General features: G+C 70.3%; 13 protein-coding genes. 4 read left to right on the forward strand and 9 right to left on the reverse strand.

The genetic code is table 11. The annotated features are described in order from the left end of the window. Positions 1-4: 4 nt before the first annotated feature. From IEZ24_RS01710 to IEZ24_RS01720, 3 genes are all read right to left on the reverse strand, one after another. Positions 5-928, reverse strand: coding sequence for a carbohydrate ABC transporter permease (locus IEZ24_RS01710; RefSeq protein WP_224744655.1), 924 nt, complete (start codon positions 926-928; stop codon positions 5-7). Beyond that, entirely contained in the window at positions 925-1,908 is a 984-nt protein-coding gene (locus tag IEZ24_RS01715) for a carbohydrate ABC transporter permease (protein ID WP_129455974.1), read from the reverse strand. The genes IEZ24_RS01710 and IEZ24_RS01715 overlap by 4 nt, the downstream gene beginning before the upstream one ends. Before the next feature lie 103 nt (positions 1,909-2,011). Beyond that, positions 2,012-3,340 (reverse strand): ABC transporter substrate-binding protein, encoded by a 1,329-nt coding sequence (locus IEZ24_RS01720; RefSeq protein WP_165356133.1) that lies wholly within the window; start codon positions 3,338-3,340, stop codon positions 2,012-2,014. Between the two features lie 215 nt (positions 3,341-3,555). Here IEZ24_RS01720 and IEZ24_RS01725 point away from each other — a divergent pair, with 215 nt between their 5' ends. After that, positions 3,556-4,578 carry a LacI family DNA-binding transcriptional regulator gene (locus IEZ24_RS01725; protein WP_129455976.1) on the forward strand — a complete coding sequence of 341 codons (1,023 nt, stop codon included), beginning with the start codon at positions 3,556-3,558 and terminating at the stop codon, positions 4,576-4,578. 135 nt (positions 4,579-4,713) lie between these two features. Continuing rightward, positions 4,714-5,796 (forward strand): ABC transporter ATP-binding protein, encoded by a 1,083-nt coding sequence (locus tag IEZ24_RS01730; RefSeq protein ID WP_129455977.1) that lies wholly within the window; start codon positions 4,714-4,716, stop codon positions 5,794-5,796. Between the two features lie 22 nt (positions 5,797-5,818). Here IEZ24_RS01730 and IEZ24_RS01735 read toward each other — a convergent pair whose 3' ends face one another. Beyond that, positions 5,819-7,243, reverse strand: coding sequence for a glycoside hydrolase family 32 protein (locus IEZ24_RS01735; protein WP_207206865.1), 1,425 nt, complete (start codon positions 7,241-7,243; stop codon positions 5,819-5,821). 44 nt (positions 7,244-7,287) lie between these two features. On the opposite strand from IEZ24_RS01735, the gene IEZ24_RS01740 reads away from it, so the two are divergent. Further along, positions 7,288-9,135, forward strand: coding sequence for an alpha-amylase family protein (locus tag IEZ24_RS01740; protein WP_242498547.1), 1,848 nt, complete (start codon positions 7,288-7,290; stop codon positions 9,133-9,135). Positions 9,136-9,281: 146 nt separating this feature from the next. Here the strand turns inward: IEZ24_RS01740 and IEZ24_RS01745 are convergent, their stop codons facing one another. Genes IEZ24_RS01745 through IEZ24_RS01760 form a run of 4 tightly spaced genes read right to left on the reverse strand, consistent with a single transcriptional unit; the run spans position 9,282 to position 13,600 of the window. Continuing rightward, a complete protein-coding gene (locus IEZ24_RS01745) occupies positions 9,282-10,547 on the reverse strand; it encodes an ABC transporter ATP-binding protein (protein WP_129455978.1) in 1,266 nt (421 codons plus the stop codon). Between the two features lie 7 nt (positions 10,548-10,554). Continuing rightward, positions 10,555-11,418: a carbohydrate ABC transporter permease gene (locus IEZ24_RS01750; protein WP_129455979.1), complete on the reverse strand. Its 864-nt coding sequence runs from the start codon at positions 11,416-11,418 to the stop codon at positions 10,555-10,557. After that, positions 11,418-12,362, reverse strand: a complete 945-nt coding sequence (locus tag IEZ24_RS01755) for a carbohydrate ABC transporter permease (protein WP_129455980.1) — start codon at positions 12,360-12,362, stop codon at positions 11,418-11,420. The genes IEZ24_RS01750 and IEZ24_RS01755 overlap by 1 nt, the downstream gene beginning before the upstream one ends. Continuing rightward, positions 12,359-13,600 (reverse strand): extracellular solute-binding protein, encoded by a 1,242-nt coding sequence (locus IEZ24_RS01760; RefSeq protein ID WP_207206866.1) that lies wholly within the window; start codon positions 13,598-13,600, stop codon positions 12,359-12,361. Before IEZ24_RS01760 ends, IEZ24_RS01755 begins: the two co-directional genes overlap by 4 nt. A gap of 108 nt (positions 13,601-13,708) precedes the next feature. Between IEZ24_RS01760 and galK the strand changes: the two genes are divergently transcribed. Next, the gene (gene galK, locus IEZ24_RS01765) at positions 13,709-14,863 is read left to right on the forward strand and encodes a galactokinase (RefSeq protein WP_224744656.1); all 1,155 of its coding nucleotides are present in this window, start codon (positions 13,709-13,711) and stop codon (positions 14,861-14,863) included. 30 nt (positions 14,864-14,893) lie between these two features. Here the strand turns inward: galK and IEZ24_RS01770 are convergent, their stop codons facing one another. Beyond that, positions 14,894-15,817: an alpha/beta fold hydrolase gene (locus tag IEZ24_RS01770; protein ID WP_129455983.1), complete on the reverse strand. Its 924-nt coding sequence runs from the start codon at positions 15,815-15,817 to the stop codon at positions 14,894-14,896. Positions 15,818-15,897: the final 80 nt, after the last annotated feature.

Raw genomic sequence — 15,897 nt, forward strand, 5'->3', positions numbered from 1 at the left:
TGCGTCAGCCCTTGACCGCACCCGCTGTCAGGCCGCGGACGAAGAAGCGCTGCATCACCAGGAACACGGCGATCGGCAGGACCATCGACAGGAACCCGCCGGCGGTGATCAGGTGCTGGCCCGACCCGGCCTGCCCCATGAGGTTGTTGCGCAGCGCCACGGTGATGGGCGCGTTGTCGCCCGGGCCGACGAAGATCAGCGCGACCAGCAGGTCGTTCCAGACCCAGAGGAACTGGAAGATCGCGAACGCGGCCAGGGCGGGCAGCGACATCGGCAGCACCAGCCGGAAGAACGTCTGGAAGTGGCTGGCGCCGTCGATCTTCGCCGACTCGATCACGCTGCGGGGCAGGGTCGCCATGTAGTTGCGGAGGATGTAGATCGCCAACGACATCCCGAAGCCGATGTGCGCCAGCCAGACGGCCGGGAAGGTGCCGGCGATCTGCAGGTCGCCGTAGATCCGGAGGATCGGCACGAACGCGATGTAGTTGGGCACCACCAGCAGGCTCACGACCGCGAGGAACAGGAAGTTGCGGCCCGGGAACTCCATGAAGGCGAAGGCGTACGCCGCGAAGGCCGCGACCAGGATCGGGATGAAGGTCGCCGGCAGCGTGATCGCCAGGCTGTTGACGAACGCCTGGCCGAGTCCGCCCTGGTCGATGGCCGTCTCGTAGTTGTCGAAGGACATCCGGCTCCACGCGGACGGCGTCCAGAACAGCGTCCACCAACCCGACTCGTTGGCGTCGTCCCGTGGGCGGAAGGAGGTCAGGAAGAGCCCGATGACGGGCACGATCCAGAGGAAGCACAGGATGAAGACGACGATGCGCGCGAACCAGCCGGCCTTCTGCGGCTGTCCCTCCCGGGAGGGCTGGCGCTTGCGCGTCTTCGTGGTGGGCGTGGCCGCCCCCATCGTGGTCTGTGTCGAGGTCATGCCATTGACTCCTCACGACGGAAGTTGCGCACCTGGTACACCATGATCGGGATGGTCGCGAGCATCAGCAGGACGACGATCGCTGCGGCTGCGCCGTTGTTGAAGTTGGTGAAGAGCTGGTTGAAGAACTCGTTGCCGATGACGTTGGTGTTGGCGCCGCCGTTGGTCATCACGTAGACGATGTCGAAGATCTTCATGACCCCGATCAGCGTGGTGACGTAGACGGTGATGACCGAGCCCCAGATCTGCGGGACGACCACCTGGAAGAAGATGGCCCGCTCGTTGGCGCCGTCGATGCGCGCCGCCTCGAGCGTGTCCTCGGGGACGCCCTTGACCGCGGCGGAGAGCAGCACCATCGAGAAGCCGGTCTGGGCCCACAGCAGCATCATCATCAGGAAGAAGCTGTTGAGGCGGAAGTCGCTGACCTGCAGCCACGCCACGGGGTCGAACCCCAGCGCGGTGATGATGGCGTTCTGCAGGCCGATCTGCTCGCGACCCTCGGGGCGGTAGTTGTAGATCAGGCCCCACACGGTGCCGGCGCCGACGAAGCTGATGGCCATCGGCAGGAAGATGATCGTCTTGGAGGTGTTCTCCCACGTGGGGTTGAGCCGGTCGGCGAGCACGGCCATCGCCAGTCCCAGGACCACGGTCATCGCCGGGACGACGGCCATCCAGAGCAGCGTGTTGAAGAGGGTGTCCTGGAAGCTGCTGCTCTGCAGCAGCCTCGTGTAGTTGTCCAGGCCGACCCACGCGGTGCTCTGGGCGTTGGCGAAGCTGTAGACGACGGTCTGCACGGCCGGGTAGACGAGGTAGAAGACCAGGGCTGCGTAGGCGGGGAGGATGTAGAAGTACGGCTTGAGCCGGTCCTCCCACCGCCCGGGCAGCACCTCGGCCAGCTTGTTGAGCAGCCAGTAGAGGATGACGGCGGCGCCGACACCCACACCGACGGTGATCAGGGCGTTGAGGATCTTCAACAGCATGTGTCCTGCTCCTGGATCGGGCGAACGTCCGGGGAACTGCTGGTCCGCACGGGGCGGGGACGACCGGCGGCTGCGCCGACGTCCCCGTCCCGTCGGGAGGCGATCAGCTGGCGGGCCAGCTGGCGTCGATGTTGCTCAGCGTGGTGTCGAGGTCCTGCTGTTCAGAGATCCACGCCGTCATCTCCTTCCAGAAGCTGCCGGCCCCGACCTCGCCGGGCATCAGGTCCGAGCCGTCGAAGAGGAACTGGTCGGACTGGTAGGCGACGTCGGCGATCTGCCGCGTCAGGTCGCTCGGGTAGAGCGAGGTGTCGAACTCGGTGTGGGGGGAGATGAACGAGCTGTTCGGAGCCGCCTCGGTGCCGAGCTCGACGTCGGCCAGGATCTGCATCATCGCGCGCGAGTCCTCGTTGTCGAGCAGCAGCGTGGCGAGGTCACCGCCACCCAGCACCGGGGCGTCGGTGCCGGCCTCGGCCGGCGGGAACCCGAAGACGCCGACCCGCTCGTCGACGTTGTCGACGACGTCCTGGGGGATGAAGTCGGCCGAGACGATGAAGTTGCCCTGCTTGAGCATCCAGCAGCCGGGCTGCTCGTCCCACATGGTGTCCTCGGCGTCACCGAAGGCCACGCTCGCGATGGAGCCGCGCCCACCGGGCACGCTGCCCTCGGCGAGGACGGTCTGCTCCATGTAGTCGGCAGCCTGCCGGACCACCTCGGAGTCGAACTTGACCTCGTTGGCGACCCACTGGTTGTACTCCTCGGGACCGCCGTAGCGCATGATCAGGTCCTCGAACCAGTCGGTCACCGGCCAGCCGGTGGCCGCGCCGGACTCGATGCCGAAGCACCACGGCGTCTCGCCGTCGCTCTTCATCTGCTCGGTCAGCTCGGCGAGCTCGTCGAGGCTCTGGGGAGCCTCGAAGCCGGCCTCGTCCCACGCCTGCTTGTTGTAGAACACCAGGCTCTTGACGTTCATGCTGATCATCAGGCCGTACTGGGTGCCGTCGATCTGACCGGCCTCCAGGGTGCCGGGGGTCATGTCGGAGATCGCGTCGGCCGGGACGATGTCCTCGGTCAGCTCGACGGCCTTGCCGCGGTCGACGATCTGCTTGATGACGCCGGGCTGCGGGATGACCGCGATGTCCGGCGGGTCGTTGGCCTGGATGCGGGTCAGGATGAGCTGGTTGATGTTGTCGACGCGCTCGATGTTGACCTCGATCCCGGCGGCCTCGGCCTCCTCCTCGATCTTGGCCTTCAGCCCCTCGAAGACGAGGGGGTCGGTCGTGGCGAGGATGTCGACGACGCCGTCGTCACCGCCGGCGCTGCCGCCGCCACCTCCTCCTCCGTCGTCGCTGCCGAGGCAGCCGGTCGTGGTCAGGGCCAGCGCGGCCGCGGTCGCGGCGAAGGCCGTGCGGCGCCGGGTCGAAGTCAGTCGCATGAGGGTGCCTCCTCGGATGGCGGGACCTGTCCCGCGCGTCCTGATTGTCGTAGTGTGACGTACACCACTGCTGAATCGAATCAGCCGCATCATCATCGGCCCGCGGTCCGGGTGTCAAGCAACTCGATGGACACGAACTGGTCACGGGCCCCGATCGACTGCGGCAGGCTCTGCCGCGCGCCGAGGGGGCGCGCACCGACGAGAAGAGGGACGCAGTGGAGACCCGACGCGTGATGCTCGCCGACGTCGCTGCCGCGGCCGGGGTGTCCGCCACCACCGCCTCGTACATCCTCAACGGCCGCGCCGCGCAGATGCGGATCGCGCCCGAGACGGACGAGCGGGTGCGTGCCGCCGCGGCCCGTCTCGGCTACCGGCCGAACCGCAGTGCGCGCAGCCTGCGCACCCGGCGTACGGCCACGATCGGGCTGGTCTCGGACCAGATCGCGGGGGAGCAGTACGGCAGCAGCATGCTGACCGGTGCCAGCCTGGCCGCCCGCGAGCTCGACCACCTGGTCGTGATGGGCGAGAGCGGCGGCGACGCCGACCTCGAGCGGCTGCTGCTGGAGGAGATGCGCGAGCGCGACGTGGACGGGATCGTGTACGCCACCCGCACCGCGCGCACGATCCACCTGCCCGACGCGCTGCGCGGCGTCCGGTCGGTGCTGCTCAACTGCGAGGACCCCGACGAGCGGTACGCGTCGGTGCTGCCCGACGACGAGGGCGGGGGGCGTACGGCCGCGGCCACGCTGGTCGCCGCGGGCGTCTCGGAGGTCTGGGTCGTGGGGGAGGACCCGACGCCCGAGGCCACGGCCGGTCCGCGACGGATGGCGGGGATCCGGGCGGGGCTCGCGGAGGCGGGCCTGGAGCTCGCGGGCGTGGTCGCCTGCGACTGGTCGGTCACCGAGGGCTTCGCCGCCACCACCCGCTGGCTGGCGGGGGGCGGGCGCGCCGAGGGCCTGGTCTGCATGAACGACCGGGTCGCGATGGGCGTCTACCAGGCCCTGGCCGAGGCGGGGCTGCGCGTGCCCGACGACGTGAGCGTCGTGTCCTTCGACGGATCGGCGCTCGCGGGGTGGCTGCGTCCGGTGCTCTCGTCCGTCGAGCTGCCCTTCACCGAGCTCGGCGCGCTCGCCGTGCGCCGTCTCCTCGACAGCGACGACCACGGCGGCACCGAGACGGTGCCGATGGTGGTGCGGCACGGGGGCTCGGTGCGCACCGCCCGGGACGGCCCTGCGTGAGGCGCCCCGCGTGAGACAGCCGGGCCGCGCCATTGCCCCGCCCCGGGGCGGGCCCTACTGTGACCTCGGGGTCTGTGACCCCGGTCACTTCACTACGGATCGTCCGGCACGTACCTGCCGGTGAAGGAGCAGACAATGGCATCAGTGACGTTCGACAAGGCCCAGCGGTGGTATCCCGGGGCCGACGAACCAGCGGTTCCGGGGATCAGCCTGGAGATCGAGGACGGCGAGTTCATGGTGCTCGTCGGGCCCTCCGGCTGCGGCAAGTCCACCACCCTGCGCATGCTCGCGGGCCTCGAGGAGGTCAACGACGGGAAGATCTACATCGGTGACCGCGACGTCACCAACATCCCGCCCAAGGACCGCGACATCGCGATGGTCTTCCAGAACTACGCGCTCTACCCGCACATGTCGGTCGAGGAGAACATGGCGTTCTCGCTCAAGATGGCCAAGGTGCCGGCGGCCGAGCGCAAGGAGCGCGTCGCCAAGGCGGCGGAGATCCTGCAGCTCACCGAGTTCCTCGAGCGCAAGCCCAAGGCACTGTCCGGTGGTCAGCGCCAGCGCGTCGCCATGGGTCGCGCGATCGTCCGCAACCCGCAGGTCTTCTGCATGGACGAGCCGTTGTCCAACCTCGACGCCAAGATGCGCGTGGCGACCCGCACCGACATCGCCCGCCTCCAGCAGGACCTCGGCGTCACCACCGTCTACGTCACCCACGACCAGGTCGAGGCGATGACGATGGGCGACCGCGTCGCGGTGATGAAGCTCGGCGTGCTCCAGCAGGTCGACACCCCCCTCAAGCTCTACGACAAGCCCGCCAACCTGTTCGTCGCCGGCTTCATCGGCTCGCCGCAGATGAACCTGATGGAGGGCATGGCCGCCGACGGAGGCGTCAAGATCGGCGGCTACGCCGTGCCGGTCGACCCGACCGCCGAGCGCAAGATGTCGGGCAAGGTCACGGTCGGCGTCCGCCCGGAGAACTGGCGGCTCGTGACGGCGGAGGACGGTGGCCTCCCGGTCAAGGTGACGGTCGTCGAGGAGCTCGGCGCCGACAGCTACGTCTACGGCACGTGCGACGTGGAGGGCACGCCGTCCAACGTCATCGTGCGCGTCAGCGGCCGCCACCACCCGCACAAGGGCGAGACTCTCTACGTCACCACCGACCCCGAGCACGTCCACGTGTTCGACACCGAGTCGGGGGAGCGCCTCTCCGAGTGACGCGCCCCGACGCGGTCGGGACTCAGACGAGGACGGCGAGGTGCCTGATGTGCGCCTCGCCGTCCTCGGCGTCCAGGACCAGGCCGGTGCTGACCGGGTCGGGGAAGACCTGGTCGGTGAGCACGACCTCCCCGTCGCCCGCGAACACCTCCACCGAGGACACGTCGACGACGACCTCGAGGCGCAGCGGCGCGTCACCGCTAACGAGCGGGGCGGTGTGCTCGGCCGCGAACCCGGGGTGGAAGTCGGTCTCGCCCGACGTACGCCGGTCGAGTCCGACGGTCCCCGACGCCGGCGCGACCCACACGGTCGTCCGCTCCCCGTCCCCGACCCGCACGTGCAGGCCGACGCGACGGGCGTCGCCCGGGTCGACCTCGAGGACGACCCGGCAGGTGCGTGCCGCGACCGGCAGCACCAGCTCGCCGTCCAGCGGTCGGTCCCGCAGCTCGTACGCCGTCCGCCCGGGTCTCACGACGGGTCGTTGCACCAGCACCAGCTCGCCGTCGCGACGCCGCAGCGCCAGCCGGCGGGGCAGGGTCATCGCGCCGCGGAAGTCGACGGCCGGCACGGCGACCGCGTACTGCCAGTTGCTCATCCAGGCCTGGAGGACCGGCTCCGGCCCGGGTGCGCCCGAGTAGGACACCCCGGCGTAGAAGTCCGCGCCGTGGTCGAGCCACCGCGCCGCCTGCGTCGCCACGAAGCCCGTGTCGGTGAGCTCGCCGACGAAGTACTGCATGCCCGAGCCGCCGGCCGGTGCGCCGTCGACGACGCTGACGAGCAGCACCCAGGCCGCTTCTCCCGACGGACCGTCCCCGTCCTCGACGGGCACCCGGACCAGGTCGGGGCACTCCCACAGGCCCTCGACCGCCCCCTCCGGACCGAAGGACGAGACGTGCTCCCACGCGATGAGGTCGGCGGAGCGGTAGAGCTCGACGGTCCGGTCGTCCGCGAGCACCAGCACCATCCACCACGCGTCGTCGTGGCGGAGGACCTTCGGGTCGCGGAACGCCGTGGAGCCGATGTCGAGGACCGGGTTGGCGGCGTACGGGGTCCACGTCCGCCCACGGTCGAGGCTCCACGACAGGGACTGCCGCTGGAGCCCGCTGGCGGGGTCGAAGGACGTCCAGAGCGCCACGAGCGGCCCGGCGCCGTCGCGTCCGAGGCCCGAGGTGTTGTCGGCGTCGTGGACGACGCTTCCCGACCACACGTGCTCGGTGTCGGTGGCCGCGAGGGCGATCGGCAGCTCGGTCCAGTCGAGCAGGTCCTCGCTCACGGCGTGGCCCCACGACATCGGTCCGTGCACGATCCCGTCGGGCCAGTGCTGGAAGAACAGGTGGTGCTCGCCGTCCTGCACGACCAGGCCGTTGGGGTCGTTCATCCAGCCGCGGCGGGGCGTGAAGTGGTCGCGTGGGCGCGGGATCGGGTTCGTCGTCGGATCGAGGCTCACGAGCACCGAGCCTACGGCCAGCCGGGTCCGACATACTGGCCTGCGTGACCGTGTGGGACACCGGGTTCGAGGACCGCCTCGCCGCCCTCGAGCCAGACCTCCTCGACACCCTGGGCCGGGTCTACGGACCCGAGGCGGCGCCCGCGGTCGCACGTACGCTCGTCGGGATCGCCCGCGCCGCGCACGACGCGCGGCCCGACGACCTGCGCGAGCTCGACGCCCAGCGGCTGCGCGAGCCCGACTGGTTCCAGCGGCCCTCGATGGTGGGCTACGCGGCGTACGCCGACCGGTTCGCCGGCACGCTGCGCGGCGTCGGCGAGCGGGCGCCGTACCTCTGTGACCTCGGCGTCGGCTACCTGCACCTGATGCCGCTGCTGACCCCGCGCCCGGCGCCCAACGACGGCGGCTACGCCGTGATGGACTACCGCTCCGTCCGCCCCGACCTCGGGACGCTCGAGGACCTGCGCGAGCTGACGACGACGCTGCGCGCCGACGGGATCAGCCTGTGCCTCGACCTGGTGCTCAACCACGTCGCTCGCGAGCACGAGTGGGCCGTCGCAGCCCGGGCGGGCGACCCCGACAAGCGGGCCTACTTCCACGTCCATGCCGACCGCGAGGTGCCGGACGCCTACGAGGCGACGCTGCCGGAGGTGTTCCCCGACTTCGCGCCGGGCAACTTCACCTGGGACGACGACCTCGCGGGCTGGGTCTGGACGACCTTCAACGACTACCAGTGGGACCTCGCCTGGTCGAACCCCGCGGTCCTGTGCGAGTTCGCCGACATCATCCTGTCGCTGGCCAACCTGGGCGTGGAGGTGTTCCGGCTCGACGCGATCGCCTTCATCTGGAAGCGCCTCGGCACCAGCTGCCAGAACGAACCGGAGGTGCACGACCTCACCCGGGCCCTGCGCACGGTCGCGCGCATCGCCGCGCCGGCGGTGCTCTTCAAGGCGGAGGCGATCGTCGGTCCGGCGGACCTGCCGGCCTACCTCGGCGTGGGCGAGCACGCCGGGCGGGTGAGCGACCTCGCCTACCACAACGGGCTGATGGTGCAGATCTGGTCGATGCTCGCCTCCGGCGACGCGCGGCTGGCGACCCACGCGCTCCAGCAGCTGCCGCAGCCCCCGTCCACCACCGCCTGGATCACCTATGCCCGCTGCCACGACGACATCGGGTGGGCGATCGCCGACGACGACGCCAGGGCCGTGGGACTCGACCCCTTCGCCCACCGGCGGTTCCTGTCCGACTGGTACTCCGGTGCGTTCCCCGGCTCGTGGGCGCGCGGCCTGGTCTTCCAGCAGAACGAGCAGACCGGTGACCGCCGGATCTCCGGCTCACTGGCCTCGCTGGCGGGGCTCGAGGCCGGTGACCCGGACGCCGTCGCACGGATCCTGCTCGCCCACGCGATCATCCTCGGCTTCGGCGGCCTGCCCGTGATCTGGATGGGCGACGAGCTCGGCCTGCTCAACGACGCCGGCTGGGCCGACGACCCCGCCCACGCCGCCGACAACCGCTGGGTGCACCGGCCGCGGATGCCGTGGGACGCGGTCGGGTCGGACCCGCACGGCATCACCGCGGGCCTGCGCCACCTCCTCGACGTACGCCGGGCCCTGCCGCACCTGCACGCGGCCAGCCCGACCGAGCTCTGGGACCCTCGCGACGGCGGCGTGCTCCTCGTCGTCCGACGCCACCCCGACGGCCCGCTCCTGGGGGCGTACAACGTCACCGGCCGCGTGGGCTGGGTCGCCGCCGACGTCCTGCACTGGCTCGGCCTGCACGACGACGCCCTCGTCGACGCGCTCACCGGCAGCGCGCCCGAGCTGCACGACGGCGCGGTGCGGCTCGAGCCGTACGCCGCGGCGTGGTTGCACCTCGGCGCTGCCCGCGGCTGAGCGGGCAGGGTGCCCCTCCCGGTGGCGGAGTGCCCCTCCCAGTGGCGGAGTCCCCGCCCGAGCGGGGAGTCCGCCACCTGGAGGGGCGTACGACCCCCACCAGGTGTCGGACCACCCCTCCAGGTCCGGCGTTCGCGCGTCCGGGGTCAGGTCGTCGCGGCGTCCGACCCCGGCTTCACGTCGTCCTGCTCCTTGCCCACTTCCTCGGCCTTCGCCATCGCGTTGCCGCCGGGGATGATGCCGGCGTTGTCGCGGTCGAGGGTGAGGTTGTCGCCCGTGGCCGGGTCGAACAGGTGGATCTTGCGGGCGTCGACCCAGATCGTGGCCTCGTCGCCCTCCTTGATCCGGCTGGCGCCGTCGAGGGAGACCACGAGCTGCGTACGCAGTGACTCGCCGTCGAGGTCCTTCTCGAGCTGCGTGAGCTGCTCGCGCACCTCGTCGGGCGCCTCGAAGGGGATGTAGGCGTAGGCCTCGTTGCCGAGCCACTCGACCACGTCGACGGTGGCCTTGAAGGTCGCCTCGTCGGTGACCTTGTCGCTGTCGACGACGCTGGCGTCCTCGAAGTGCTGCGGCCGGATGCCCGCGATGAGCAGGTCCTTGCCCTGGGCGTTGGCGGCCCGCTCCTCGGGGATGGTGACCGTGCCGAAGGGCAGCTCCACCCGGTTGCCGTCCACCTTCGCCGGGACGAAGTTCATCGGCGGTGAGCCGATGAAGCCGGCGACGAACAGGTTGGCGGGGTTTTCGTAGAGCTCGCGCGGGGTCGCGTGCTGCTGGAGCACGCCACGCTTGAGCACCGCGACGCGGTCGCCCAGCGTCATCGCCTCGGTCTGGTCGTGGGTGACGTAGACCGTGGTGATGCCCAGCCGCTTCTGCAGGCGCGAGATCTCCGTACGCATCTGCCCGCGCAGCTTGGCGTCGAGGTTGGACAGCGGCTCGTCGAACAGGAACGCCTCGGCGTCGCGCACGATCGCCCGCCCCATGGCCACGCGCTGGCGCTGGCCGCCCGACAGGTTGCCGGGCTTGCGCTCGAGGTGCTCGTCGAGCTCGAGCGTCTTCGACGCCTCGCGCACCTTCTCGTCGACCTCGGAGTCCGACTTGCCCGCCAGGCGCAACGGGAACGCGATGTTCTCGTAGACCGTGAGGTGCGGGTAGAGCGCGTAGTTCTGGAAGACCATGGACAGGTTGCGGTCGCGAGGAGCGAGGTCGTTGACCTTCTTCCCGCCGATGAGCATGTCGCCCTCGGTGATGTCCTCCAGTCCGACGATCATGCGCAGGAGGGTCGACTTCCCGCAGCCCGACGGGCCCACGAGGATCAGGAACTCGCCGTCCTCCACGTCGATGCTCACGTCGTTGACGGCCGGGAAGCCGTCGCCGTACTGCTTGACGATGTTCTTCATCTCGATGGCAGCCATGAGCTGATCACCCCTTCACTGCGCCGGAGGTGAGGCCGGCGACGATCTTGCGCTGGAACAGCAGGACGATGACGATGATCGGCACGGTGACCACCACGGAGGCGGCGGCCAGGGTGCCGTACGGCGGGTTGAACGGGTCGGGCCCGACGAAGAACGAGAGCTGGGCCGGCACCGTGCGGGACCCGGTGGTCGACGTCAGCGAGATCGCCAGGACGAACTCGTTCCACGCGAAGAAGAACGTCAGGATCGCCGCGGTGAAGACACCGGGTGCGGCGAGCGGGACGATCACCTTGCGGAAGGCCTGCCACGACGTGGCGCCGTCGACCTGGGCCGCCTGTTCCATCTCCCACGGGATCTCGCGGAAGAACGCGGACAGGGTCCAGATCGCCAGCGGCAGCGTGAAGGTCATGTAGGGGATGATCAGGCCGGGCCAGGTGTTGAACAGGCCGATCGTGCGCCACATGTCGAACAGCGGGCCGACCAGGGACACCACGGGGAACATCGCGATGGCCAGCGCCATGGTCAGCACCAGGCGCTTGCCCTTGAACTCCAGGCGGGCGATGGCGTAGGCCGCCAGCGTCGCGAAGATGACTGCCAGGAACGTCGCGATGAGCGAGATGAAGAAGGAGTTGCGGAGCGCGTCGATGAAGTCGCCCGCCGTGGCCTCCTGGCCCGGGGTGACCTTGCCGATGCCCAGGATGTCGCGGTAGTTCTGCAGCGTCGGTTCGCTGGGCAGGAACTGCGGGCTGCCGGCTCCGGTCTCTCCCGGTCCCTTGAAGGACAGCGAGATGATCCACACCACGGGCAGGAGGCACCACACGAGGATCAGCACGAACCCGATCCAGGTGCCTGCGTTGGTCTTGTTGCTCATCAGCCCTCACCCCTCGCCTGGGCCAGGTCGACCCGGAACAGCTTCACGATGCCGAACGCCAGCAGCAGCACGCTCAGGAAGAGCAGCACGGACAGCGCCGAGCCGAGGCCCAGCTGGACCTGCTCGATGCTCTGGCGGTAGGTCAGGAACGACACCGACTCGGTGTCCTGGGCGCCCTTGGTCATCACGAAGATGTTGTCGAAGATGCGGTAGGCGTCGAGGGCGCGGAAGAGGACCGCGACCATGATGGCCGCCCGCATGTTGGGGAGGATGACCTTCCACAGCCGCTGCCACCACGTGGCGCCGTCGACCTTGGCGGCCTCCAGCATGTCCTCGGAGACCTGCGAGAGGCCCGCGAGGAGCAGCAGGGCCATGAACGGCGTGGTCTTCCAGATCTCGGAGACCATGATCGCGAACATCGCCGGCCAGTGGTCGCCGAACCAGTTGAAGTTGTCCTCGACGAACGGCACCCAGCTGTTGACGAACCCGTTGTTGAGGCTGAAGGCGAACTGCCAGGCGAAGGCCGAGACGACCGTGATGATGCCGTAGGGGATCAGGATCGAGGTGCGGATCACGCCTCTCGCGAAGACGACCCGGTGCATCACCATCGCGAACGCGAAGCCGATGACGAGCTCGACCGCCACCGTCACGACCATGATGAGGACGGTGTTCCAGGTGTCCTGCCAGAACAGGCTGTCGGTGAGCACGGTCGCGTAGTTGGAGAACCAGATGAACTCGCGGTCGTCCGGCGCGGTCAGGCGGTAGCGGAACAGCGACAGGTACAGCGCCTGGAGCATCGGGTAGGCGGTCACCAGCAGCATCAGGACCACTGCGGGTGCGACCAGCCGCTGGCCCAGCCGGTTCTCGGCCTTCGACCGGTCGCTGTCGACCGCCGTCCCGCCGCGTGCGGAGTCTTCCCTCGGAGGTGCTTGGGTGGCGGTCACAGCAGGCTCCTTCCCTGGAGCACGTCCTCGATGAACTGCTTGGCTTCCTCCGGGGTCTGCTCGTCGACCCCCGACGGCGGGTGCCACGTGCTCTGGATGCCGCCGGAGATGTCGCTCCAGTAGGGCGACGGGGTGCGCGGTGCGGCCGCCTCCAGGCTCTCCTGGAAGAGCTCGAGCAGGTCGGGCGGGAACAGCTCCTGGACGTTGGGCTGGTCGTAGCCGGCCTCGCTGGAGGGCATGTTGCCGGTGAGCTCGGCGTTGAGCGCCTGGTTCTCGGGGCTGGTGAGGCATTCGAGGGCGCTCACCGCGAGGTCCTTGTCGTCGGAGAACTCGCTGACCCCGATCCCGATCCCGCCGTAGGGCGGTCGGGACTCCTCGCCCTCGACGGACCGCGGGTAGCGGGCCCAGCCGAGGTCGTCGACGACCTCGTCGGAGTAGCCCGCCCCGTTGAGGATGTAGGTCCAGTTGACCATGAACGCGCCCCGGTCGCCGCCGAAGGTCGCGGCGGCCTGTCCCTCCTGCGCGATCGAGAGGTCGTCAGGCGCCGCATCGGAGGAGGCGAGGTCGGCGATGACCTGGGCGGCCTGCCTCCCCGCGTCGGAGTCGATGTCGATCTGTGCGTCGGCGCCCTGCTCGGTGTCAGAGGCGATCTGGCCGCCGGCGCCGGCGATGAGCGCGTTGATCCAGACCGAGTACCCCTCGTACTTGTTGGCCTGTACGGCGACGGTCCCGTCGTTCTCGGACGCGGCCTGGACGATCTGCTCCCACGTGACCGGCTGCTCCATGTCGAGGCCGGCCTGCTCGACGAAGGACTTGCGGTACCAGAGGACCTGCGTGTTCGACCAGAACGGCGCCACGACGACCTTGTCCTCCCACGTCGCGGCGACCGCGGCGCTCTCGAACGCCTGCTCGCGGAACGTGTCCTGCAGGTCCTGCGGGATCTCCGCCAGGTAGCCGGCCTCCGCGAACTCCGCCGTGAACGGCGGGTCGATGCTCATGAGGTCGATCTCCGGGTCCCCGGCCGCGAGTCGCCGGGCGAGCTGGATGCGCTGCTGGTTGGCGTCCTGGGGGAGGACCTGCGTCGAGATCGTGTACTCGTCGGTGGAGCACTCCTCGGCGACGGCGTCCTGGCCGCCGCTGTCGGGGTTGATGTACCAGGTCAGCTCGGGAGTGCCGCTGTCGCCGCCGCACGCGGCCAGCAGGCCGCTCGCCAGCGCGAGTGCGGCCAGCGGTGCCACCCTCCGTCTTCCCCCGGGCCGGCCTCGTTGCCGGATCGACGGTGCTCGTGACATCCGCGCCCTCCTCGTGTCTAGTTGAGCCTCTGGTCTAGTGGGCCTCGACACGGTTTGGCAACATGCACCCCATTCCAACGGGTACTGACGAAAAGGGTTTCGATGACCGTCTGGCGTGCCCCCGGGCGCATCAACCTGGTCGGTGAGCACACCGACTACAACGACGGCTTCGTGCTGCCGTTCGCGCTCGAGGTGGGGTGCACCGCTGTCGTGGAGCCCGCGTCCCCGGGCCGGGACGGCTGGTCGGTGCGCTCGGCGCAGCAGGCCGAGCCCGTCGTCGTACGCCGCTCCGGGCTGTCCGCGGCACCCGACGTGCCCGAGTGGTCGCGCTACGTCCTCGGTGCGCTCTGGCTGCTGACCGACCGCGGCGTCGACGTCCCCGCGCTCGACCTCCGGGTCGACTCCGACGTGCCGTCCGGCGCGGGCCTGTCCTCCTCGGCCGCGCTCGTCTGCTCGGTCACGCGGGCCCTCGACGACCACCTCGGCCTCGGCCTCGACGACGACGCGCTGTTCGCGCTGACCCGCGACGTCGAGAACGACGCAGTGGGCGCGCCGACCGGCGGGATGGACCAGCTGGTCAGCCTTCGCGGCGAGGCCGGGCACGCCCTGTTCTGCGACATGCGCAGCCACGAGACGCGCGCGGTGCCGCTCGACCTCGCCGGCAACGGACTGGCCGTGCTGGTCGCCGACACCCGCGCGCCGCACCGGCACTCCGACGGCGAGTACGGCGCGCGGCGCAGCGGGTGCGAGGAGGCGGCGCGCCGGCTCGGCGTACCAGCCCTCCGCGACGTGACGGCCGCCGACCTCGACGACGCGCTGGCCCAGCTCAACGACGACGAGCTGCGACGCTACGTGCGGCACGTCGTCACGGAGGACGACCGGGTGCTCTCGGTGGTGCGGCTGCTCGACGAGGGCCGACTCCCGGACGTCGGGCCGCTGCTCACCGCGTCGCACATCTCGATGCGCGACGACTTCCGGATCACCGTCCCGGAGGTCGACACGGCCGTCGACGCCCTCCACGAGGCCGGCGCGCTGGGGGCGCGGATGACCGGCGGCGGGTTCGGCGGCTGCGTGATCGGCCTGGTGTCGGAGCAGTCGGTCGAGTCCGCAGGCGAGGCAGTGCGTGCCGCCTTCGCCGACGCGGGCTTCGGCGAGCCGTCGCTCTTCACCGCGGCCCCCGCGGCGGGGGCGCACCCGGTCGCTGGTTGAGGGGGTCGCGCAGCGACCGTCTCGAACCCCTCAGGACGCCCGGTCGGCCGTGCGTGCGATCGCCTCGACGAGGGTCTCGAAGAGCTCGGGCGGCAGGTCGTGGCCCATCCCGTCGACGGTGAGCAGCTCGGCGCCGGGGATCGCGGCCGCCGTCGAGCGGCCGCCGCTGAGGTGGACCATCTTGTCGGCCGTGCCGTGCACGACGAGGGCGGGCACACGCAGGCTGCGCAACCGCTGGGTGCGGTCGGGCTGCCCGAGGACGGCCAGCATGTGCCGCATCGTCCCGTTGGCGCTGTAGCCGCGGTCGAAGGTCTCGCCGGCGCGCTCGGCCAGCCGCTCCGGCGTGGCGGGCCAGGCGGGGGAGCCGATGACGCCCCAGAAGGCCACGCTGGTCGCGACGTACGACTCGCGCCCGGGCTTGCGGGGTGCGAGCAGAGCCGGGATGAGCCGCGGGTCCTGCCAGCCGACCGTGCGCCGTCCGGTCGTCGACATGATGCTGGTCAGCGACCGCACCCGCGTCGGGTGCTCGACGGCGACGGTCTGCACGATCATGCCGCCCATCGAGACACCGGCGACGTGCGCGGAGTCCCAGCCGAGGTGGTCCATCAGGGCGACCGCGTCGCCGGCCAGGTCCGACATCGAGTACGGCGCCCGGGTCCTGCGACCGCCGAACGCGCGCACCAGCTGGCCGCGCGTCACCCGCGCCCGGATCCGCGTCGATCGTCCGGTGTCGCGGTTGTCGTAGCGGACGACGTGGAAGCCGGCCGCGGCGAGCATCAGGCAGAGCTCGGTGTCCCACCAGTTCATCGGGCCGCCGAGGCCCATCACGAGCAGCAGCGGCTCGCCGTCGGGGTCGCCGAAGGTCTGGTAGCAGAGCTCGACCTCGGCGCCGACAGGCGCGAAGAGCTCGTCGGAGACGACGGGCGCCTCGGTGGAGGTGCGGCGTGGGGACATGCCCCCAGTGAACACGACGACCATCCCCAAAAGAATGCAACGTGGGCGGCATCCCCCATTCCTCGGGGCCTCTGGGCTAT

Source organism: Nocardioides ganghwensis, from assembly GCF_014779655.1.
Lineage (GTDB): Bacteria > Actinomycetota > Actinomycetes > Propionibacteriales > Nocardioidaceae > Nocardioides > Nocardioides ganghwensis.

Excerpts from the sequence above, each read along its gene's own strand:
- IEZ24_RS01710 (WP_224744655.1), bottom strand. The coding sequence starts at position 928 with ATGACCTCGACACAGACCACGATGGGGGCGGCCACGCCCACCACGAAG.
- IEZ24_RS01715 (WP_129455974.1), bottom strand. The coding sequence starts at position 1,908 with ATGCTGTTGAAGATCCTCAACGCCCTGATCACCGTCGGTGTGGGTGTC.
- IEZ24_RS01720 (WP_165356133.1), bottom strand. The coding sequence starts at position 3,340 with ATGCGACTGACTTCGACCCGGCGCCGCACGGCCTTCGCCGCGACCGCG.
- IEZ24_RS01730 (WP_129455977.1), top strand. The coding sequence starts at position 4,714 with ATGGCATCAGTGACGTTCGACAAGGCCCAGCGGTGGTATCCCGGGGCC.
- IEZ24_RS01745 (WP_129455978.1), bottom strand. The coding sequence starts at position 10,547 with ATGGCTGCCATCGAGATGAAGAACATCGTCAAGCAGTACGGCGACGGC.
- IEZ24_RS01750 (WP_129455979.1), bottom strand. The coding sequence starts at position 11,418 with ATGAGCAACAAGACCAACGCAGGCACCTGGATCGGGTTCGTGCTGATC.
- IEZ24_RS01770 (WP_129455983.1), bottom strand. The coding sequence starts at position 15,817 with ATGTCCCCACGCCGCACCTCCACCGAGGCGCCCGTCGTCTCCGACGAG.